The organism is Rhodococcus sp. 852002-51564_SCH6189132-a (assembly GCF_001665495.1).
GTDB classification, from domain to species: Bacteria; Actinomycetota; Actinomycetes; order Mycobacteriales; family Mycobacteriaceae; genus Rhodococcus; species Rhodococcus pyridinivorans.
Window position 1 is genome coordinate 50133 of record NZ_LZMJ01000013.1, and the last position, 20549, is coordinate 70681.

18 protein-coding genes and 1 pseudogene are annotated in these 20549 nt (G+C 67.4%); 6 read left to right on the forward strand and 13 right to left on the reverse strand.

Going from position 1 to position 20549, the window contains the following annotated elements; all coding sequences use genetic code 11:
- Window positions 1-461: 461 nt before the first annotated feature.
- From A5767_RS23605 to A5767_RS02215, 6 genes and pseudogenes are all read right to left on the reverse strand, one after another.
- A pseudogene (locus A5767_RS23605) lies at window positions 462-972 on the reverse strand (FAD-binding protein); the annotation flags it as partial.
- Between the two features lie 138 nt (window positions 973-1110).
- Window positions 1111-1524: an MmgE/PrpD family protein gene (locus A5767_RS02190; RefSeq protein ID WP_082937573.1), complete on the reverse strand. Its 414-nt coding sequence runs from the start codon at window positions 1522-1524 to the stop codon at window positions 1111-1113.
- A 218-nt stretch (window positions 1525-1742) separates the two neighbouring features.
- Window positions 1743-2666, reverse strand: a complete 924-nt coding sequence (locus A5767_RS02200; RefSeq protein WP_006551938.1) for a VOC family protein — start codon at window positions 2664-2666, stop codon at window positions 1743-1745.
- A 34-nt stretch (window positions 2667-2700) separates the two neighbouring features.
- A complete protein-coding gene (locus A5767_RS02205; RefSeq protein WP_006551939.1) occupies window positions 2701-3879 on the reverse strand; it encodes an acyl-CoA dehydrogenase family protein in 1179 nt (392 codons plus the stop codon).
- A 192-nt stretch (window positions 3880-4071) separates the two neighbouring features.
- Window positions 4072-4938, reverse strand: coding sequence for an alpha/beta fold hydrolase (locus tag A5767_RS02210; protein ID WP_064851552.1), 867 nt, complete (start codon window positions 4936-4938; stop codon window positions 4072-4074).
- 106 nt (window positions 4939-5044) lie between these two features.
- Window positions 5045-5938, reverse strand: coding sequence for an IclR family transcriptional regulator (locus A5767_RS02215; protein ID WP_019290123.1), 894 nt, complete (start codon window positions 5936-5938; stop codon window positions 5045-5047).
- A 274-nt stretch (window positions 5939-6212) separates the two neighbouring features.
- Here A5767_RS02215 and A5767_RS02220 point away from each other — a divergent pair, with 274 nt between their 5' ends.
- The 3 genes from A5767_RS02220 to A5767_RS02230 all read left to right on the forward strand — a co-directional run bounded on the left by A5767_RS02220 (window position 6213) and on the right by A5767_RS02230 (window position 10100).
- On the forward strand, window positions 6213-7358 hold the full coding sequence (locus A5767_RS02220; protein ID WP_064851553.1) for an oxidoreductase: 1146 nt from the start codon (window positions 6213-6215) through the stop codon (window positions 7356-7358).
- A 226-nt stretch (window positions 7359-7584) separates the two neighbouring features.
- Window positions 7585-8931 carry an MFS transporter gene (locus A5767_RS02225; protein ID WP_064851554.1) on the forward strand — a complete coding sequence of 449 codons (1347 nt, stop codon included), beginning with the start codon at window positions 7585-7587 and terminating at the stop codon, window positions 8929-8931.
- A gap of 116 nt (window positions 8932-9047) precedes the next feature.
- The gene (locus A5767_RS02230; RefSeq protein ID WP_064851555.1) at window positions 9048-10100 is read left to right on the forward strand and encodes a ferredoxin--NADP reductase; all 1053 of its coding nucleotides are present in this window, start codon (window positions 9048-9050) and stop codon (window positions 10098-10100) included.
- Between the two features lie 70 nt (window positions 10101-10170).
- On the opposite strand, the gene A5767_RS02235 is transcribed toward A5767_RS02230, so the two are convergent.
- From A5767_RS02235 to A5767_RS02255, 5 genes are all read right to left on the reverse strand, one after another.
- Window positions 10171-10974, reverse strand: a complete 804-nt coding sequence (locus A5767_RS02235; protein WP_064256927.1) for an SDR family NAD(P)-dependent oxidoreductase — start codon at window positions 10972-10974, stop codon at window positions 10171-10173.
- 37 nt (window positions 10975-11011) lie between these two features.
- Window positions 11012-11281 carry a hypothetical protein gene (locus A5767_RS02240; protein ID WP_082937574.1) on the reverse strand — a complete coding sequence of 90 codons (270 nt, stop codon included), beginning with the start codon at window positions 11279-11281 and terminating at the stop codon, window positions 11012-11014.
- An 11-nt stretch (window positions 11282-11292) separates the two neighbouring features.
- Window positions 11293-12471 (reverse strand): Rieske 2Fe-2S domain-containing protein, encoded by a 1179-nt coding sequence (locus tag A5767_RS02245; protein WP_064851556.1) that lies wholly within the window; start codon window positions 12469-12471, stop codon window positions 11293-11295.
- A 167-nt stretch (window positions 12472-12638) separates the two neighbouring features.
- Entirely contained in the window at window positions 12639-14270 is a 1632-nt protein-coding gene (locus A5767_RS02250; protein ID WP_231913099.1) for an AMP-binding protein, read from the reverse strand.
- Window positions 14271-14344: 74 nt separating this feature from the next.
- A complete protein-coding gene (locus A5767_RS02255) occupies window positions 14345-15154 on the reverse strand; it encodes a MaoC/PaaZ C-terminal domain-containing protein (protein ID WP_024102911.1) in 810 nt (269 codons plus the stop codon).
- 236 nt (window positions 15155-15390) lie between these two features.
- On the opposite strand from A5767_RS02255, the gene A5767_RS02260 reads away from it, so the two are divergent.
- Window positions 15391-17070 carry a class I adenylate-forming enzyme family protein gene (locus A5767_RS02260; protein WP_019290131.1) on the forward strand — a complete coding sequence of 560 codons (1680 nt, stop codon included), beginning with the start codon at window positions 15391-15393 and terminating at the stop codon, window positions 17068-17070.
- 16 nt (window positions 17071-17086) lie between these two features.
- Here A5767_RS02260 and A5767_RS02265 read toward each other — a convergent pair whose 3' ends face one another.
- Window positions 17087-17680: a TetR/AcrR family transcriptional regulator gene (locus tag A5767_RS02265; RefSeq protein WP_024102909.1), complete on the reverse strand. Its 594-nt coding sequence runs from the start codon at window positions 17678-17680 to the stop codon at window positions 17087-17089.
- 52 nt (window positions 17681-17732) lie between these two features.
- On the opposite strand from A5767_RS02265, the gene A5767_RS02270 reads away from it, so the two are divergent.
- Window positions 17733-18440 carry a hypothetical protein gene (locus tag A5767_RS02270; protein WP_064851558.1) on the forward strand — a complete coding sequence of 236 codons (708 nt, stop codon included), beginning with the start codon at window positions 17733-17735 and terminating at the stop codon, window positions 18438-18440.
- Between the two features lie 2 nt (window positions 18441-18442).
- Here A5767_RS02270 and A5767_RS02275 read toward each other — a convergent pair whose 3' ends face one another.
- Window positions 18443-19660, reverse strand: coding sequence for an acetyl-CoA C-acetyltransferase (locus tag A5767_RS02275; protein WP_006550414.1), 1218 nt, complete (start codon window positions 19658-19660; stop codon window positions 18443-18445).
- A gap of 124 nt (window positions 19661-19784) precedes the next feature.
- Here A5767_RS02275 and echA20 point away from each other — a divergent pair, with 124 nt between their 5' ends.
- Entirely contained in the window at window positions 19785-20546 is a 762-nt protein-coding gene (gene echA20 / locus A5767_RS02280) for a (7aS)-7a-methyl-1,5-dioxo-2,3,5,6,7,7a-hexahydro-1H-indene-carboxyl-CoA hydrolase (protein ID WP_024102907.1), read from the forward strand.
- Window positions 20547-20549 lie beyond the last annotated feature (3 nt).

A 20549-nucleotide genomic window follows, 5' to 3' on the forward strand; every position in this document is an offset into this window, starting at 1 on the left:
ACCGACTCCCTACGAACCGGTCGGCCGAACCGTCGATCGCCGCAGGACGAGCACCGCCGTCGAGGGCTGGACCGCACACTTCCGCACCGGAGACGACGAGGAATCCCGGCGGCAGCCCGCCCCCGCCGGCCCCCGACAACCGTGCCCAGTCCTGTGTTCGTTCATCGATGCCCCCTGTTCGCGGCGTCGAACATACACAATGCGTGCGGAGGACGGTGAGGAGGTCCGCCCTTTTCGTCTACGGCGACAACGCTCCTCGCGTGCTCGAATACCCGATCAGGCCGCGCACCCGGCACCGAGGTCCGGTCGCCGACCGCCGGCGCGAATTGCAGAGCCGGCGCACGGCAGGGGTCGCGAACCCGGCATCGCCCCGTGGCACGCTCGCACGACACGCGGAGCCCTCCCGGACCCGGATCCGGAATGCTCCGCTCATCGCATCCGAGGGGACATCCCGGTGCCACTCACTTCGCCGCCGCACGCATTCCCGCGCGCCGGCCGAAGAAGCTACCGTCACCGAGGGAGATGCCGCTGCAGTAGCCCCACGCCGAGAGGCCGGACGTACAACGGCCCGCCGCATACAGACCGGGAATCGGATCTCCGCCACGTGAAGAACTTCCGAGTCCACCGAGGTCTGCAGTCCCCCAGGGTGAAACCTTCGGTCATGCCACGCAGATCGATCGCGGCGATCGGCGATCGGAGGGGCCGCACCCACTCCGCCTTCTTTCCGAGGACCGGATCCGTCCCCGATTCGGCGTGCCGATTGTAGAGCTCCACCGCCGATCCGAGAGTTCCTGCGGGAAGACCTATTTCGGACTCTAGTTCCGACACCGTCTCACACACCCAGGTCGGCTGGTGACGGAGTTGCGGACTCGAAGTCGGTGTGGCCATTCCTTCCTCGTAGGCCTGTTCGTCGATGACCAGGAACGCCTGATTGTCGTTCTGGTACATGGTGAGCTGGCCGATCCGCCCGGGAGGTTGAAGGCTCCGTGGATCGCGGCACGATGGTCGGGTTCGATACTCGTTGCCGGCGTGTGGAACACCCGCTGGCTGTAGGCGCCGGGGTTGAGCCGAACCTCGATGTGTTCGATATCGTCCGGCCCCCGGCCGTGTTCACGGACGAGCGCGCGCAACGCATCGATGGAGGCACCCGTGTAGCAGCAAGGCCGGGCAGTACTTCACGGCACTGTCGAGTATCCACCACTTCATCTTTCCGTCGACGACCTCCATGAACGAGCATGCGAGGTTGAGCCGCGCGGTCATGTCGTAGCCGACAGCGACGGCACGGAGCAGGCTGTCGCCGGACGCATCGACGCGTTCGGCCTCGGCGCGGGCCGAGGAGATCACGATCGTCGCGAAGTGCGCCGAGTCGAAGAGTGTGTCGTCCGCGTCGAGCGCGTAGGTGATATCGGAGTTGAACGCAGCAGCAACGGCAGCAGGCGCTTTGGTCGAACGGCCGAACACCGTGGCCTCCTCGACCCCACCGAGGCGGTCGATCACCTTGTGTGCCATGCGAGTACGTTCCATGCGTAGGGACGGCCCGCGTCGAGATGCGTGAGGATCCGGCACGATCTGTAATCCACATCACTCTCCCCGAAGCCTGTGACGCACCGCCTTCCGGTCCCGCTCACCGGGAGCCGCCCTCCCGGGTGTACCGAGGCGATCGGACAGGGCCACCGACGCGACGATGCCACGGCGTCGTACGCCGTGGCATCGTCGGAAGGCATCCGGGTGGACGAACTCGATCAGCCCACCGGAGGCGAGAACGCCGCGAGCGGCTCGGAGCCCGACCAGTCGTGACCCCAGTAACTGTCCGCGGTGATTTCTTCTGCGGTGTAGAAGGTTTCGTCGACGAGCATGCCTTCGGTACCGAACTCGAGGTCCCATCCGCCGGGGGCACGCACGTAGAAGGAGACCATCTTGTCGTTGGTGTGCCGGCCCAGGGTCGACGAGATCGAGAAGCCCAACTTGTTCACCCGGTCCAGGGCCTGACCGACCGCGTCGAGCGTCTCGACCTCGAGCATCAGGTGCACGAGGCCGGGTTCGGCGGTGGGGGGAGCCGGGCACAACGCGAGGCTGTGGTGGCGGCGGTTGACGCCCAGGAACCGCACGCGTCGCACGGGCGGCGGTGCCGACAGGCCACCGAGTCGCGTCGCTCCGCGCGGCAGGAATCCGAGTACCTCGGTGTAGAACTCGTAGGACTCCGCGAACGCGGCGGTGGGCAGGACGACGTGGCCGAGTCCCTCCTCACCGGTGTGGAAGACACCGGCGAACGGCGTCACGAGGGGGCTGTGGTCGAGCACCGGACCGAAGAACACCTCGGTGCGGGTGCCGCCCGGATCGTCGAATGCGATGACCTGCTCGGCGTCGCGGTAGGTCGACTCCTCCTCGGAGAGGACCTCGACGGCGATGCCGGCCTTCTCGACCGCTTCGCGCACGCGACGCAGCGCGAACTCGTCGCGTACCTCCCAGCCCACGGCGAGTGCCTTGTCGACCTCACCGGGCAGCACGATCAGGCGTGCCCGCCGCTCGTCGACACGCAGGTACAGGCCGTCGGGTTCCGGGCCGGTACCGATCGCCATGCCGAGTCCGTCGACGACGAGTTCGCGCCATCGTGCGATGTCTGTGGTCTGGATCCTGAGATAACCCAGGCCCCGAATATCCGTCATATCCGAATGTTCCTTCGCCGTAATGGATGTGATGTCAGATCATCGACCGCATCATGCCCTGCGGCTCTTCGCCGAGCTGGGTGAGCGTCGCGGCGTGGAAGATCGAACCGGGGACGTGGATGGCGTGGCTCAGACCGGCGTGGGCGTCGCGCCAGAAGCGCTGCAGCGGATTGCTCAGCTGCAGCGCGCCGCCGCCGGCCCGCGAGAAGATCTCGTCGACGGCGCGCACGGCCCGCCATGCCGCGGCGACCTGGGTCCGGCGTCCGATCGCGCGTTGCTCGAAGGTGACCTCGATGCCCCGCTCGGTCAGATCCCAGAAGCGGTCGACGGTTTCGAGCAGGGCGGCGCGCGACGCGGCGATCTCCGCTGCGGCGTCACCGAGGTTCGACAGCACGTATGGGTCCTGCTTGATTGCGGTGCCGGACACCGTGACCCGCTCGCGCTGGGACTCGATGTAGCAGTTCAGCGCACCCTCGGCGATGCCGATGAGCGACGAGGTGATGCCGAGCGGGAAGATGCACGAGAAGGGGAACTTGTAGAGCGTCTCGTCGCGTCCGGCGTCCTGCCACGCCACCCCGCCCATGACGCGCTCGGCGCGCAGGGTCCGGTATTCGGGGAGGAAGGCGTTCTCGACGATGAGATCCTTCGAACCCGTGCCGCGCAGGCCGACGACGTTCCAGCTGTCGTGGTCGATCCGGTAGTCCGACCGCGGCAGCAACACGTGCAGGCTCTGTGGCGGGTTCAGGCGGTTGCCGTCCTTGTCGCCCACGGCCGCACCGATCATCACCCAGTCGCAGTGGTCGGTGCCCGACGAGAACGACCAGCGGCCGTTGAGGATGTATCCGCCGTCGACGGGGGTCGCCACACCCATCGGTGCGTACGGGGAGGCGATCCAGGTGTCGGGGTTCTCGCCCCACACCTCCTCCTGGGCCTTCGGGTCGAAGAAGGCCATCTCCCACGGGTGGACACCGACGATGCCGCTGACCCAGCCGGTCGCGCCGTCCATGGCGCCGATGGCCATGGCGGTCTCCGCGAACTCGCGCGGGTGCGCCTCGAGGCCCCCGAATTCCTTCGGTTGCAGGAGACGGATGACGCCGGCGTCGCGGAGCCTCTTCGCGCTGCGGTCGGTCAGCCGCATCAGCGTGTCGCCTTCGGCGCCGTCCGCGCGGATCTCGTCTGCGAACTCCGAAACGGAGTCGAGCACCTGTCCCATGATCTCTCCAGCTCTGTGAGGGTGACGCCCCCGATACGGCGTGGTGAGCGTCGGTTCCGTTGACGCCTACGGTCTCAGGTGGACCGCTCCCGTATCGTCGTTTTTCCACTGAGCGGGAGCGGTCGATGGGGCTGAGCGGGAGCGGTCGATGGGGCTGAGCGGGAGCAGGTTACGAGTCCGCGCGGACGGGGCCTACGCGTCGTCGCGGCGAAGGAACGCGAACACCGCCGACAGCCACGCCTCGCGCGCCTCGATCATCGTCCAGTGGCCGCAGTTGGGGAAGACGTGGAGCTCGCCGCGGCGCAGTTCGCGCATGGGAAGCATCGCCATGTCGACGGGGCTGACACGGTCGTCGCGACCCCAGGTCAGCAGCACCGGCGCGGTGATCTTGTGGAGCTGCGCCCAGTACGGGGTGGCGTCGGAGGCGGCAGCGGCCTTCGCGCCCGCAGCGAAGGCCGCGGTGCTGTACATGCGTCGGGCGATCTCGAGGGTCTTCGGTTCGGTGGCCAGTGCCCACCGCTCCTCGATGAGTTCCTCGGTGACGATCGCGGGGTCGTAGACCATCGACCGCAGCCAACGGACGAGCTTGTCGCGCGTGGGGTCGTCCGTGAACTCCATGAGCAGCCGGATGCCCTCGCCCGGCGACGGCGCGAAGACCGAACGGCCGGCGCCTCCGATGGTGACGAGCTTCTTCACCCGCTCGGGCTGCGCGATCGCGAACTGCGTCCCGACGATGCCGCCCATCGAGTTCCCGATGATCGACACGCGGTCGAGGCCGAGTCCGTCGAGGAAGTCGGTCACCGCGACCGAGGCCATCGCCATCGGGTGTCCTTCGCACGGGTCGCTCACGCCGAAGCCGGGGAACTCCAGGACGAGGCACCGGTAGTGCTCGGCGAGATCGGCGAGCACACCGCGGTAGTTCCGCCAGCCGGTGACGCCCGGTCCGGAGCCGTGGAGCAGCAGGAGTGGTTCACCCTGACCGGCTTCGTGGTAGCGGAGGGTGCCGCGGTCGGTCGCGAGTTCTCTCGCCGTGTTCTCGAAAGTCGATACCGTCGTCATGACGAGAAGGTTTCCAGTGATCCACCTCACGCGGCTCGAACGTTCCCGACTACCGGGATGTTCCGCCCGCCGCGGGGTGGTGCGTGATGTTGCCCGGCTCCGGCCGTCAGATCCAGCCGTTCGACTGCGTGGCGAGCATTCGCTCCATGACCTGCGGCGACCACGACGCTCCGGACGTGCGTGCGGCGCGATTGCGTCGAGGGGTGTCGAGTTCGGGATAGAGCGTGCGCGAGATCGTGCGGACCGCATCGGCGACCAGCGGCGCGATGCGTTCGAGGTGTCCGGGGCGGGTGGGACCGCACAGGGAGATCGCGGCGACCGACGATGCAGGGCTGCGGATCGCGGCGCCCGCACAGGACATACCGGCGGTGGCCTCTCCGGTCTCGAAGGCCAGACCGTGGCGACGGCGGATGCGGTTGAGTTCGAGGTGCAGGGTCGACAGATCGGTGATGGTCCGCTCGGTGCGACGCGGCAGTTGCGGGCCGGGGTAGAGGGCATCGACCTGCTCCGGCTCGAGTCCGGCGAGCAGCGCCTTGCCGCCGGCGGTGGCGTAGGCGGGGACACGTCCGCCGACCCGCGACGGCAGTGCCGCGGCGAGCTGGCCGCCGATCTTGTCGAGGTAGACGCAGTCGGGCCCGTCGAGCACGGACAGGTGCGCGACCATCCCGGTGGTCATGTGCAGTTCGTGGAGGAGCGGTGCCGCGGCCTCACGGACGCGGATGTGCCCACTGTCGCCCTCTCCCATGGACTTCGCACGACGTCCGAGGCAATACCCGAACGACGCGTGGTCGATCCAGTCGAGTCGCACCATCTGGTCGAGGATGCGGTGGACCGTCGAGCGCGGAAGCCGGGTGCGGCACGCGACTTCTTCCAGGGTGAGCCGCGACGAGAGATCGTCGAAGGCATCGAGGATGAGGGTCATTCGCTCGACCATCGATGCAGGCAGTTCGCGCTTCGGTGCCTGGGAGACCTGCGTACGTTGCGCCTCGGACATCGTCACCCTTTCTCCGGAATCCGATCACCCACGAAAGCAAGAATTGAAATTGATTCTTGTGAGTGATGCCCAGAGTACAAGGCGAGTGACCTGTCGCACAATTCCCGATCAGCGGACTCGATGCTCCCGCGATCTACGTCCCTCCCCTCGCGCTTCCGCCGGCACGTCTCACTGAGCAGGAGGTCCCTGTCCCGCGGACCGGGCGGTGGGTACAACCTCGGATGTGGGCCGAACCCGCCTGCACCCGTCGCCCGCACGAGCCGAAAGAGTCGAGACCACGATGCCGGATACCGAGTCCCCCCTCTTCCGTCCCCTGACGGTCCGTTCCCTCGAGCTCCGCAACCGCATCGTGATGTCGCCGATGACCCGCTCGCACTCGCCGGGTGGCGTGCCCGGCCCGGATGTCGTGGAGTACTACCGGCGACGCGCCGCGGGCGGCACGGCCCTGATCCTCACCGAGGGCGTCGCGATCGATCACCCGACAGCAGTCGACAATCCCCGCGTGCCACACATGCACGGCGAAGAAGCCCTCGACGGCTGGCGTCGCGTCGTCGACGCGGTTCACGCCGAGGGTGGACGCATCGTCCCCCAGCTCTGGCACGTCGGCCCCCTCTGGGGCGCGATGACCGCAGATGTCGACCCCGACCTCGTCCCCATGCGGCCGTCGGGAGTCTGGGGCGAGCTCGGCGTGACGTCCTACGGCGAGGACTACATCTCCCGGGCCTCAGCGCCCACGCGGGCCATGACCGTGGAGGACATCGAGCAGGTCGTCGCGGCCTATACCGACGCGGCGGCCGCCGCTGCCCGAGTCGGATTCGACGGCATCGCACTGCACGGTGGGCACGGCTATCTGCTCGACGCGTTCCTCTGGGAGGGAACGAATCTCCGCGACGACGAATGGGGCGGCGACCTCGAGCGCCGCACCCGTTTCCCCGCCGCGGTGGTCGCCGCCATCCGCGCGCGCATCGGCGACGACCTGCCGATCTTCTACCGGTTCTCGCAGCACAAGCAACAGAACTACGAAGCCCGGATCGCCCACACCCCGGACGAACTGAAAGCCGTCCTCACCCCATTGAAGGAAGCCGGCGTCGACGTCTTCGACGCGAGCATCCGCCGCTTCGACATGCCGGCCTTCGGAGGCAGCGACCTGACACTCGCAGGCTGGGCCAAGAAGGTCACCGGCGCACATTCGATGGCCGTAGGCAGCGTCGGAATCGCAACGACGTTGCGGGAGAGCCGCCTCCAGGGCAGCGCACCTGTGCGCAACAACGTTCCCGAACTCGAACGACGCCTGGGCGACGACGAATTCGATCTGATCGCCATCGGTCGGCTCCATCTCGCCGACCCGTCGCTCGCGACGACCCTTCGCAACGGCGCGGAACTGCCCGAGTTCGACCGCGCAGTACACGAGGCCGTGCTCATCTGACGCACCGAAATCGTTCTCGCTCAGCGAGATAGAACAGCGTGACAGCCCTCACCTGCGATACCAAGTGATCCGAGCCACTCCCATTCGTGGGGCAGGAAGCACGGCCCGCGATCGGGCCGCCGAGAGTCTGGAATGCGCTTTGACGTCCTACGCCAATGACCTCTCCCAGCCGGAATCCGCAACGCCGAAGGGGCGGAGCCGGTTCGACCGGCAGCAGCCGGTATGGGTGATCGTGTCGGTCCTGATCGCTGTCGAGATCATCAGTGCGTTCGAAACATCGATGATGTTCGCCGCGATCCCGACGTTGATCGTCGAATTCGACAGCAACGCATCGACGGTCGGATGGGCGGTGACGGCCTTCCTCCTCGTCTCGGCCGCCTCGGCCGCCGTGTGCGGCCGGCTCGGCGACATGTACGGCCGGGAACGGATCCTGATGGTCCTGCTCGCCGTCGCGGCGCTCGGCTCGATGGTCAGCGCCCTCGGTGACAGCCTCACCAGCATCATCATCGGCCGCGCGATCCAAGGTGTGGCCGGTGCGATCCTGCCGCTGTGCATCGGGCTGGCGCGCGAGCATCTTCCCGCTTCCCGCGTTCCCGTTGCCGTCGCACTGATCTCCGGCTCGGCGGTCGCCGCCGGTTCGGCGTCGCTGCTCGTCGCCGGTCTGCTGATCGACAACGCCGGCTGGCACATGATCTTCGTCGTCGCCGCCGTGTACGCGATCTTCGCCCTGCTGCTCGTCTGGTTCGTCCTCCCGTGGCGCCGGCCCACCGGGACCTCCGAGAAGATCGACTACATCGGTGCGGTCACCTTCGCCGGCGCGGTCGCCGCGATCCTGCTCGGCGTCAACAAGTCCCAGTCATGGGGCTGGTCGGACCCGCGGACCCTCGGTCTCATCCTGGGCGGGGCCGTCGCTCTGGTCCTGCTCGTGCGGTGGGAACTGCGCACACCCTCCCCCATCATCAACGTGCGCCTGTTCGCCGACCGCAAGTTCTCGCTCACGATGCTGGCCACCGTCGCGATCGCGGTGGGACCGCTGGGCGTGGTCACCATGATCATTCCGATCATCATGCAGACGCCGTCCACCGGCTACTTCGGCCTGGGCCTGAGCGCGACGCACGCGGGTTGGCTCTCGTTCATCGGCTCCCTGTTCGGATTCGTCTGCACTCCGCTGAGCGGCCGGATCTCCGCCGCGGTGGGTTCACGCGCGTCGATGCTGCTCGGTACCGCCCTGTTCATCGTCGGCGTCGTCGTCATGCTCACCGCGCACCACTCCGTGGTGGCCATGACCGCGATGGTCGTCGTGGTGTCGGTCGCGACCGCCTTCGCCTACACGGCGATTCCGAACCTGATCGTCGAGTCCGTGCCCGAGCACAACACCAGCGAGACGACCGGCACGAACGCCGTGCTGCGTACCGCGGGTCAGGGTGTCGGAACGTCGATCGCGACCATGCTGCTCGCGTTCACTGCGACCCCACTCGCGGGAATCAACATGGTCGGCGGCATGCTCATCGCGCTCTCCGTGGTGACCATCGGGATCACCTTGCTGATCCCACGCAGCGTGCGCACCGCCTGATCCGAACGCCCGTCTCCTCCCGTGTCCCGATTACCGGGAGGAGACGGGCGTCGGCGTCCGTCGGCGTTCTACGGTGATCCGATCGAGAAGTATTCGTATCGAAGGGAACCACTGCGATGACAGCCGTTGAGACACCGGTCGGTTCACGCTCCGTCGTACTGACCGTCGGTGCAGTCGTCCAGGAAACCGCCGACGCCGTTTCGCTGGTGTTCGACGTGCCAGAAGAGCGCCGCGCGGGCTTCGCCTACAAACCGGGACAGTTCCTCACCCTGCGCATCCCGAGCGATCGGACCGGTTCCGTGGCACGGTGCTACTCGCTCGCGAGCTCCCCCCACACCGGCGAGCCTCTCAAGGTCACCGTCAAGCGCACCGCCGACGGGTACGGATCGAACTGGCTGTGCGACAACATCACTGCAGGGCAAACCCTCGAGGTGCTGCCCCCGGCGGGCGTGTTCACTCCGGTCGATCTCACCGAGAAACTCGTACTGTTCGCCGGAGGCAGCGGTATCACGCCGGTGTTGTCCATCCTCGAGTCGGCTCTCCACAGCGGCAATCGCAACGTGGTGCTCGTCTACGGCAACCGCGACGAGAAGTCCGTCATCTTCGCCGAGAGGCTGCGCGAACTCGCCGCCCGGCACGCCACTGCCCTCACCGTCGTGCACTGGCTCGAGAGCGTGCAGGGCCTGCCGACGACGCAGCAGCTCGCGACCCTGGTCTCTGCCTTCGCCGATCACCGCGCGTACATGTGCGGACCCGGGCCGTTCATGGATACCGTCCGCGAAGGCCTGCTGCTGGCCGGCGTCCCGAAGGACCGCATCCACGCCGAGGTCTTCACCTCCCTGTCCGGCGATCCGTTCGCCGACGTACCTGCCGTCGAGATCGACGAGTCGGACACCGACGCCGCCTCCGTGACGGTGCAGCTCGACGGCGAGGAACACGACCTCGTCTGGCCGCGCAGCGCGACTCTCGTGGACATCATGCTCTCGAAGGGCCTCGACGTGCCCTACTCGTGCCGGGAAGGCGAGTGCGGGTCGTGCGCGTGCACCGTCGTCGAAGGCGACGTCGACACCCCGCCGTCCGCGATCCTCGACGAGGAGGACATCGCCAACGGATACGTCCTCGCGTGCCAGGCCAAGCCGAAAAGCAAGCACGTGCGCATCGACTTCTGACCCCCGACAATGAAGCGTCCCCGGCTGCCGTTCCGCAGCCGGGGACGAGTCGTAGAGGAAGCGGCAGAGCTCAGCGGTTCAGGAGCGCTCGCATCGCGGCAGCCGCGCCTCGGACGAGCTTGTCGCGCGGGAATCCGCTGCGCTTGACCGCAGCCTCGTAGTTGCCGCCGGCGACCCACACGGGACCGTCCTGGAGGCGTTCGAGACCTTCACGCGCAACGTCTTCCGGCTCGGCGACGAGCATCCCCGGGATGTCGAAGTTCAGGCCCGCGCGCACCATCGCCGGGGTGCGGGTGACACCGAGTACCAGTTCGACCACGTGCACGCCGTGCGGTGCGAGCTCGAGCCACAGACTTTCGGCGAAGACGCGGCTGAACGCCTTCGAGGCCGCGTAGATGCTCTGGTGTTCGGCACCCATGTAGCCGGAGAGCGACCCGAGCAGCATGATGCCACCGCGCCCGCGCTCTTTCATCGGTCCACCGAACAGGTGCGACAACTCGATCTGCCGGTGGACGTTGAGTTCGATCACGCCGCGGAACCCATCGAGGTCGCCGGTGACGAACTCGTGGCCGTAGCTGTTCGCGCCGGCGTTGAAGATGAACAGGCCGACCTCGATGTCCTCGGTCGCCTTGCGGATCTCTTCCACGGCATCGTCGTCGAGCAGATCCAGCGCGAGGGTGCGCACCTGCACGCCGTTGCTCCGTGCCTTGTCCGCCGTCTCCTCCAACGGGCCCGGCTTACGCGCGATGAGCACGAGATCGAAACCCGCGCGGCTCAATTCGTCGGCGAATGCCGCGCCGACGCCTTCGGAGCCCCCGGCGACGACGGCCCACGGGCCGTAGTACGAGCGGTCGAGATCGAGGGTTTCGGTCATCACTGGTCCTTCAGGAGGTAGTCGGAAGCTGAAGAGGTCACTGCACGATGGGGGCTCGGATCGGGGTGTCGTCGAAGACCTCGATGACTCCCGAGGCGGCCGCCTTGGCGATCGCGGCGTCGAGATGCGAACACGACATCCAGGGCGTGCCGGGTCGCCCGTCGCGCCCGTCGTCGTCCTGCACGACAGGGCAACGACGGCGCGCATCGGTGTTCCACTGGATGGACGTGTGCTCCCAGCTGTTCTTCTGGACGAGCACCTGCGCGGCGCATTCGCCGCAGCGCAACGGTTCCATCCGGTTCTGCATGTCTTTGGCTCCTAGCCCGTCGTGGTGGACTGCTGCGCGCCTGCCTGCTCGTCGAGGGCTGCCTTGCGGGCGATGTTCTCCTCGACCTCCTTCATCCACGCGGCCACCGGGCGAGTGGTGTCCATCTCGAACTCGAAGCGGTCGGTCATCTCCTGCGCAACGTCCTCGACATCGACATAGAACTGCTCGTACCAGCGCCGCAGCTGGTAGACGGGGCCGTCCTCCTCGCACAGGAGCGGGTTGTCGATGCGGGTCTTGTTGCGCCAGATTTCGATGTCCTGCTCGAAGCCCTTCGCGATGAAGTTCCCGAACTGCTGGGCGGTCTGCAGCGCCTTCTCCCCCTCGAGGCGGTCGGACTTCTTGACGATCATGCCGTACATCAGGACGAACTTGTGCTGGGACACCGGGTAGTGGCAGTTGATGAGGACCGACTCGACGTCGTAACCCTCGTACTGGTAGACGAGATCGTCGATCATGAAGGACGGTCCGAAGTAGCTCGCGTCGGAGCGGCTTCCGAGCATCTTCGGCTGTCCGTCCGCGTGCGGACGAGCGTCCATACGAGCCTGACCCCGCATGAACTGGCTGGCCACGTGGCCTTCGAAGACGTTCTTGAAGTAGACCGGGAAGGAGTAGTGCACGTAGAAGAAGTGCGCCATGTCGACGATGTTGTCGATGATCTCGCGGCAGTTCGTATCGACCTCGGTGGTGTACCAGACCCAGTCGGTCCACTCGTCGCTCGTGGCGCCCTCGATGTGCGGGATGGTCACGTCCGCGGGCGGCGGGTTCCCCTGGGGGTCGTGCCACACGAAGAGCATGCCGTCCTGGTCGAGAGTGTGCCACGCGCGGGTCTTGGCGATCGGAGGAACACGCCGCGCATACGGGATGTTCTTGCAGCGCCCGTTGCCGCCCCAGCGCCAGTCGTGGAACGGACACGCGATCTCGTCGCCCTTGACCGTGCCTTGGCTGAGATCCCCACCCATGTGCCGGCAGTACGCGTCGAGGATCTTGATCTCGTCGTTGCTGTCGGCCCACACCACGAGCTTGGTCCCGAATGCCTCGATCGAGTGCGGCTTGCCGTCCTTGAAGTCCTTCGACAGGCCGAGGCAGTGCCAGCCCCGGGCGAAGCGGGCGGGAGCCGACCCGGCGACGATCTCGCGGATCTCGGATTGTTCGGAAGTGCCGATGCTCACGGTCGTCCGTCCTTTCGGGAGGGAAGCGTTGAGGAGGTCAGGCGGCGGAGTCCGCTGGAGCATTCCGTCGCGATACGACCGAAACGCTAGGTGATCGGTATCACCCCTGATGAGGCCATCTCACTGGTCGAGACCTTCTGATGTCGTGAGACCGGGCCGGACCGCGATCATGCGACCGGCGCAGGTTCGGTGGTCGGCAACAGGGCCGCCCGGCCGTTGGCCACGAACTCCCGCTCGATGCGCGCGCGTTCCGCGTCGTCGAGCAGGACGTACTCGGAGGTCCGTCGGACACGCACGTAGACCGTGTCTGGGGTGTTCCACGCGACCGCCCGCAGCGGGGCTTTGTTCACCTTGTTGCTGCCCGTCAGCGGGATCTGCGCGGTGACGCGCACGAATCGCGGCCACCACTTGTCTCCCATGTCGGGCTGCTCGGCGAGGGTCGCCCCGAACACCGCCGGGTCGAACTCCGCGCCGGGCTCGAGTTCGACGGCGCACATGACCTGATCCCCGGTCGTGGGATCGGGCACGGCGAAGACCGGGGCGGACAGGATGCCCGGCACCCGCAGGATGATGCGCTCGACGGGAGTGGCGGAGAAGTTCTCGCTGTCGACGCGAAGCCAGTCGGAGGATCTTCCGGCGAAGTAGAAGAAGCCGTTCTCGTCGCGGTACCCGAGATCCCCCGACCAGAAGTCGTCGCCCTTGACCCGATCGGCCATCGCCTCGGGATTCTTGTAGTAGCCCTCGAAGGTGTGGGCGGCACCGCACGCGACGATCTGTCCGACGGCGTCACTGTTGAGGAGGCGACCGGTCTCGTCGAAACGGGCGCGGGGGCACTCCTGCCCGGTGTCCTCGTCGAGGATGCGGACATCGACGCCTCCGACGGCGACCCCGAGCGATCCGGTCGGGGTGTCGGGGGTGCGGTTGATGCGGAAGACGCCTTCGCTCATCCCGTAGCCTTCGACGACCGTGCAGCCGAAGCGTTCGGAAAAGCGGGCCACGTCGGCTTCGGATGCCTCGGTGCCGAACGCGAGTTCGAGGGTGCTCGCGCGGTCGCGGGGGTCTTCCGGCCGGCTGAGGATGTACGACAGGGCCCGGCCCACGTAGTTGACGAAAGTGGCGCCGTAGTTGTGGATGTCGTCGGAGAACCGGCTCGCGGAGAACCTCCGGATCATGCAGACGGTCGCGCCGGCCCGCATGGCCGTGCCGAGGTTGAGCATGAGTGCGTTTCCGTGGAAGAGCGGCATGCACAGATAGGCGATCGAATCCTCGCGCATGCCAACACGTTCGGTGAGTGGACCGAGGAGGCGCGCGAGCCGGCCCTGGCCGACGATCACGGCCTTCGGAGCGCCGGTGGAACCGGAACTGAACAGCAACAATGCGATGTCGTCGGTGGACGGGATCGTCTCCGGCAGATCCGCACCGCGGAACGGCGCGAGGAACTCCGCGTAGCGATCGTCGTCGATGTCGAGGATGCGGTCGGTCGGCAGTCCGTGGCCGGTGTCCTCGAGCAGATGGGCGAGGCGGGATTCGGTGACGACGAGGTCGATGTCCGCGTGCGCGATGTCGCGGGCGATCTCGGGGCCGCTGCGGCTGGCGTTGATGCCCACGACGGCTGCTCCGGCCAGGGCGCCGGCGCCGATCCAGAAGACGAAGTCCGGGACGTTCTCGAGCAGCACCCCGATGTGGCGCTGCCGATCTGCGGGAGCGGGCACGGTCGCGACGATCGCGGCGGCACGATCGGTGCTTTCCTGAACCACCTCGCCCCAGGTCCACTGCTGGTCCTCGAAACGCAACCCCACCTTCGGGTCACCGTGACGAGCGCGCACTATATCTGCGAACGTGTCCAAGTCTTTCCTCCAGACGGTTGTGGCGATCAAGCGAAAACGGCGCGACCGCCGGACAGGACGGCGCCGGTCTCCGTGACGACGTCGAACCGAACATCCGCTGCGTCACCCCAGGCGCGGACCTGTGCCGCATCGCCGGGGAAGACGGGGGCCGCGAAGCGCCCGAACAGCGTCTTCAGGTCGGCGGGGTGCCCTCCGAGCATGTCGGCCAGAGGCAGGGTCGCGGCCGCCAGCGTGCACAGGCCGTGCAGGATGGGGCGGGGTTGTCCGATGCGCGCCGCAGCCTCGGGATCGATGTGGATGTGGTGCCGGTCGCCGGTCAGCCGGTAAAGCGCCGCCTGGTCGGCGCGTGTGGCGAGCGTGCCGACCACGTCGGCATCCCCCTCCGGTGCGGACGGCGCCGACGGTCCGCGCTCGCCGCCGAAACCTCCCGCTCCCGGTGCGAACAACGACCACGTCGCGATGAAGAACTCGCTCTCGACGACGACCTCGAACACCGCTGCCCGGCCCTTGTCCCAGACCTCACCGACGCGCGCCGACATCGCGATCTCCCCGGAGCGTGGCAACGGTGCGAGCACCTCGAGGCTCTGGGAACCGTGGAGCGCGGTGGCCGTGTCGAAGGCACCGAGCGCACCGAGCGCATCCGGTGCCCACTGGGCCAGCGTCAGGGCGAACGTCGGCAACACCCGCAGCCGGTCCTCGAACACGAGATCGAGGTCCGCCGCGCCGGCGCCCACCGCGAGCGCGTACAGGATCGCGTCCCGCTCGTCGTAGCGGATCGTGCGGGCACCCAGGTCGTGGCCTCGCCACTGCGCGGGCGTCGGCGTCGTTGCGGTCATTCGTCTTCGGTCCTTTCTCACAGGGGCGCCGGGCGGCGACCCGACGGAGACGGGACCTCGCTTTTCCACAGACGCCCAGGTCACAGGCTAGGGAGAGCGATGGTGACCGTCACCGCCCGTCCCACTCACCGGTACATTCGAAGTCGGGGTGACCCGTCGTGAGATTCTGGCGGTACGCACTCGATGGAGGAGGGGACGTCCGTGAAGCGTGCAGGGGCACCGGTGGGATACAGGCGATGACCATCCCCTCCGATCCCTCCCATTTCCTCGATCAGCTGGTATCGCGACTCACCGGTCCGGGTGGCGAGTTCGAGATCGTCGTGCAGGACGTCCTGGGCACCGAGATACCCGTCATGCGCAGACGCGACGTCGCCGTGGCGGATCTGCTCTCGCAGTCCCTCGCCTGGGGCGACCGCGAGTATCTGGTCACGACCGATCAGCGGATCACCTTCGCCCGGAACGCGCGCATGTCGTACGCCCTCGCCGCGGCGCTCCACGTGCGGTACGGGGTGGGCGTGGGCGACCGGGTCGCGATCCTGTCGGCGAACCGGCCCGAGTGGGTCACCGCCTTCTGGGCGACGCAGGCCCTCGGTGCGATCTCGGTGGGCCTGAACGCGTGGTGGGTGCAACCGGAACTCGAATTCGGTATCCGTCATTCGCGACCCCGGGTGCTCTTCGTCGACGGTCCGCGTGCTGCGGCCGTGGCCGGCATCGACCGTGCGCAGACGGTGGTGCTGTCGATCGAGGAGGATCTACCGCGCCTCATCGCCGAATTCGACGGCGCGCAGCCGCCGCCCCCGAGAGTCGCCGAGGACGATCCGGCCGTCCTCCTGTACACCTCGGGCACGAGCGGGGATCCGAAGGGTGCGTTGCACTCGCAGCGGAATCTGCTGGCAGTGGTCGACTACCACCGGTACCTCGACGCGATCGCGACGATCTGGACCGGCGGCACATACGACCGGTCCGCACCATCGGACTCCCGCTATCTGCTGACGTCCTCACTGTTCCACATCACGAGCCTGCACAACACGATCGTGCCGCGCCTGGCCACCGGCAGCACCGTGGTGATGAACCAGGGCTGGTACGGCGTGCGTCCCGTGCTCGAACTCATCGAGGCGGAACAGGTCACCCACTGGATGGCCGTGCCGTCGATGGCGGCGCGGATGCTCGAGGACGAGGATCTCGACAGATACGACCTCACCTCGCTGAGCCGGTTCACCCTGTCCTCGGAACCTTCGACGCCGGAATTCAAACAACTTCTGCGCGAAGGACTTCCGTTCGGCAAGCACGCCATGGTCGACAGTTACACCATCACCGAGTGCAGCACGTCGATCGCTGTGGCCTCCGCCGCCGAACTCGAGGAGTTCCCCGGCACGGTGGGCGCGCCGATCATCACGGTGAGCCTCGAGATCCGGGATCAGAGCGGCGCCTGGCTGCCCGACGGCCGCGTGGGCGAGGTGTGTGTGCGCAGCCCCTTCGTCATGCTCGGCTACTGGGACGACGAGGCGGCGACCGCCGAGGCGATCACTCCCGACCGCTGGTTGCGCACAGGTGATTTCGGCGTGGTCGAGAACGGCCGTCTGCGTCTGGTGGGCCGGCGCGCCGACCTCATCCACCAGAACGGCGAGAACGTCTACCCGTCGGAGGTCGAGCGCGTCCTGGCCCTGCACCCGGCGGTCCGCGAATGCATGGTGACCGGCGCGCCCCACCCGGAATGGGGCCAGGAGGTGGCTGCGGTGGTCGTGCTCGTCGAAGGCTCCACGGTCACCGTCGAGGAATTGACGACCTTCGCATCCGAGCGTCTCGCCTACTTCAAGGTTCCGACGCAATGGACGCTGACGTGCAATCTGTTGCCGCGCAACGCCACCGGGAAGATCATCCGCAAGGGCTGGCGCGACACCCACGGCCACTGGTGACGACGGATCTGCACATCTACGGCCGGAGCAGGCGCTGCAGGGCGTCGCGGAGCGTTTCCTGTTCGAGAACGGGGTCGAAGGACGTCTCGGCGGCGACGACGCCGAGGTAGCCGTCGAGCAAAGCCTGTAGCCAGGTGACGAGCCGATCCGCGGGCAGGTCGGTCCGGATCTCTCCGGCCTGCTGCGCGAGCCGCACCCAGGGAAGCAATCCGTCGCGCAGCGCGCGGGCGTCGCGGTCGAGAGCAGCCGCGATCTCCGGCCGGGTCATCACAGCCCCGACCGCTCGGACGAAGCCGGCCGTACGGGGATCCGACGCATCCTCTGCTGCCCGAACGGCGTATTCGTCGAGTACACGGGTGGCGTCGGTTCGCCCGCTCTGCGCCTCGAACCACGCCACGCTTTCGGCTGTGCCCAGTTCGAGAACGGCCACCATCAGCGACAGTTTCGTGGGGAAGTAGTGGAAGAAGGTTCCGGACCCGATGCGGGCCTCGCGGCAGATCGCGGCCGTGGTCGTGCCGTCGTAGCCGTGTCGGGCGAAGCAGGTCAGAGCTGCGTCGATGATCCCGAGGCGGCGCGCCTCGTGCCGGACCGGATCGACCGTACGTGCCATGTCCTCGGCTCCCTGGATGCCATTGATGGAGTGTCCGCTCTATTATTACTGTATGCCGAAGACTCCGGAGCGCTGGCTGCTCACCTGGGAGAGCGCCGAGCACGCCGTGGAAATCCACGATGCCGGGCTGGGCCGCAGGATCACCTGGACGATCGACGGCGAGGAGATCGCCACGAAGAAGACCTCCGACGACAAGGTCGTCCTCGACGGGCACGAACGCGGCGCGATCGCCGTCAGGCTCCCCACCTTCATCGGACCGGCCCGACGAGTCACCTGGTGGGACGGCGACACCGAACTCGGTGCGGCAGCAGCCGCCCTCACCGGCATCGGCGGGGTCGACCTCGACCCCGAGCCTGGATCCAAGGCGGCTGTTCGCGAGGAATGGATCCGGGCGCACCCCCGGAAATACGCCGCCCAGCGCACGGCGGTCGCCGTAGCCGGGGTCGCCGTGCCGCTGATCGTGCTCTGGCTGCTCGCACAGATCCCGATCCCCGAAATCGATTGGCCCGACTGGGATATCAACATTCCCTGGCCGGACATTCCGTGGCCCGACATTCCGTGGCCGACCATCTCCCTGCCGGAATTCTCCCTGTTCGACTTCACCGTGCCCGAGTGGGTGAAGGCCGTCGCAGACAAGGCGAAGTACGTCTGGCCGGTCGTGCTCGCGGCCGTCCTCGCGAACCGGGAGGTCGCGCGCCGCCGGCGCCAGGACGAGCGCAAGCGGCAGACCGACGACCCCCCGACCGACTCGGAGGACTGAGCTCAGCTGAGGCGTTCGAGCACCATCGCCATGCCCTGACCCCCACCGACGCACATCGTCTCGACGCCGAACTGCTTGTCGTGGGTCTGCAGGTTGTTGATGAGTGTCGCGGTGATGCGGGCACCGGTCATCCCGAAGGGGTGACCGAGCGCGATCGCACCGCCCGAGACGTTGAGCTTGTCCTCGTCGATCTTCAGCTCACGCGCCGAACCGAGCACCTGCACGGCGAACGCCTCGTTGATCTCGAACAGGTCGATGTCGTCGATGCCCATGTTCGCGTTGGCGAGAGCCTTGCGGGTCGCGTCGATCGGTCCGAGACCCATGATCTCCGGCGACAAGCCCGAGACACCGGTGGAGACGATGCGCGCGAGCGGGGTCAGTCCGAGTTCCTTCGCCTTCGTGTCGGACATGATCACCAGAGCGGCCGCACCGTCGTTGAGCGGGCACGCGTTGCCGGCGGTCACCGTGCCGTCCGGGCGGAAGACCGGCTTGAGCTGACTGACGGCCTCGTAGTTGGTGCCCGGACGCGGACCGTCGTCGGTGCTGACGACCGTGCCGTCGGCGAGGGTCACCGGAGTGATCTCCCGCTCGAAGAAGCCGCTCTTGATGGCTTCCTCGGCGCGGTTGTGCGAGCGCACGCCCCAGCGGTCCTGGTCCTCGCGCGAGATGCCGGTGTGGGACGCGACGTTCTCGGCGGTCTGTCCCATCGCGACGTAGACGTCGGGGAGCAGACCCTCGGTGCGCGGGTCGGTCCACGGCACTCCGCCTTCAGCGAGCTTGGCGGTACGCGCCTGGGCGTCGTCGAACAGCGGGTTCTTGGTGTCGGGCAGACCGTCGGCGTTGCCGGTCACGAAGCTCGACACCGATTCGACGCCGGCGGAGACGAACACGTCGCCCTCGCCGGCCTTGATGGCGTGCAGCGCCATGCGGGTGGTCTGCAGCGACGACGAGCAGTACCGGTTGACGGTCACGCCGGGAAGGAAGTCGTAGCCGAGTTGCACCGCGACCACGCGAGCGATGTTGAAGCCGGACTGTCCGGCGGGCTGGCCGCAGCCGAGCATGAGGTCGTCGATCTCGGTGGGATCGAGATCGGGGACCTTCGCGAGCGCTGCAGCGACCATCTGGGTCGCCAGGTCGTCCGGGCGGATCGACGCGAGCGAGCCCTTGCGTGCTCGCCCGATCGGCGACCGTACTGCGGACACGATTACTGCTTCGGGCATCTTCTCTCCTCGATGATCGGTCGTACTTCGACCCTACGGCCCTTCGACCCTCTGGGTCCGGCGGCTATCCTGTGCTAAGTTACCAAGCAATCGCTTGGTTCGGTACAGACGTTAGGAACATGCCATGGGCATCACCTCGACCTCCGACAGCGCCGGTATCACCACGGTCACCGTCGACTTCCCGCCCGTGAACGCTCTCCCCTCACAGGCCTGGTTCGACCTGGCCGAGGCCGTGACCACGGCCGGGCGCAGTCTCGACACCCACGCGGTGATCCTGCGCGCCGAGGGCAGAGGCTTCAACGCGGGTGTGGACATCAAGGAAATGCAGGCCACCGAAGGGTTCGACGCCCTGATCGCCGCCAACCACGGGTGTGCCGCGGCATTCGCCGCCGTCTACGACTGCGAGGTACCGGTCATCGTCGCCGTCAACGGCTTCTGCGTCGGAGGCGGCATCGGCCTCGTCGGCAACGCGGACGTCATCGTCGCCTCCGACGACGCCGTCTTCGGCCTGCCCGAGGTCGACCGCGGTGCACTGGGCGCCGCAACGCATCTCGCGCGCCTCGTCCCCCAGCACATGATGCGCACCCTCTACTACACGGCGCAGAACGTCACCGCGCAGCAGCTCGAGCACTTCGGCTCGGTGTACAAGGTCGTGCCGCGCAGCGAACTCGACGCCGCCGCACGCGAGGTCGCCGAGATGATCGCCGCGAAGGACACCCGCGTCATCCGCCGTGCGAAGGAAGCCATCAACCGCATCGACCCCGTCGACGTGAAGACGAGCTACCGCCTCGAGCAGGGCTTCACCTTCGAGTTGAATCTCGCCGGCATCGCCGACGAGCACCGCGACGAGTTCGTCGCAACAGGAAAGCCGCGCAGCAACAGCTGACGC

Bases quoted from the DNA above. Each gene is read 5' to 3' on its own strand.
- A5767_RS02190 (WP_082937573.1), bottom strand. From the start codon at position 1,524: ATGGAACGTACTCGCATGGCACACAAGGTGATCGACCGCCTCGGTGGG.
- A5767_RS02200 (WP_006551938.1), bottom strand. From the start codon at position 2,666: ATGACGGATATTCGGGGCCTGGGTTATCTCAGGATCCAGACCACAGAC.
- A5767_RS02205 (WP_006551939.1), bottom strand. From the start codon at position 3,879: ATGGGACAGGTGCTCGACTCCGTTTCGGAGTTCGCAGACGAGATCCGC.
- A5767_RS02210 (WP_064851552.1), bottom strand. From the start codon at position 4,938: ATGACGACGGTATCGACTTTCGAGAACACGGCGAGAGAACTCGCGACC.
- A5767_RS02220 (WP_064851553.1), top strand. From the start codon at position 6,213: ATGCCGGATACCGAGTCCCCCCTCTTCCGTCCCCTGACGGTCCGTTCC.
- A5767_RS02230 (WP_064851555.1), top strand. From the start codon at position 9,048: ATGACAGCCGTTGAGACACCGGTCGGTTCACGCTCCGTCGTACTGACC.
- A5767_RS02235 (WP_064256927.1), bottom strand. From the start codon at position 10,974: ATGACCGAAACCCTCGATCTCGACCGCTCGTACTACGGCCCGTGGGCC.
- A5767_RS02240 (WP_082937574.1), bottom strand. From the start codon at position 11,281: ATGCAGAACCGGATGGAACCGTTGCGCTGCGGCGAATGCGCCGCGCAG.
- A5767_RS02255 (WP_024102911.1), bottom strand. From the start codon at position 15,154: ATGACCGCAACGACGCCGACGCCCGCGCAGTGGCGAGGCCACGACCTG.
- A5767_RS02260 (WP_019290131.1), top strand. From the start codon at position 15,391: ATGACCATCCCCTCCGATCCCTCCCATTTCCTCGATCAGCTGGTATCG.
- A5767_RS02265 (WP_024102909.1), bottom strand. From the start codon at position 17,680: ATGGCACGTACGGTCGATCCGGTCCGGCACGAGGCGCGCCGCCTCGGG.
- A5767_RS02270 (WP_064851558.1), top strand. From the start codon at position 17,733: ATGCCGAAGACTCCGGAGCGCTGGCTGCTCACCTGGGAGAGCGCCGAG.
- A5767_RS02275 (WP_006550414.1), bottom strand. From the start codon at position 19,660: ATGCCCGAAGCAGTAATCGTGTCCGCAGTACGGTCGCCGATCGGGCGA.
- echA20 (WP_024102907.1), top strand. From the start codon at position 19,785: ATGGGCATCACCTCGACCTCCGACAGCGCCGGTATCACCACGGTCACC.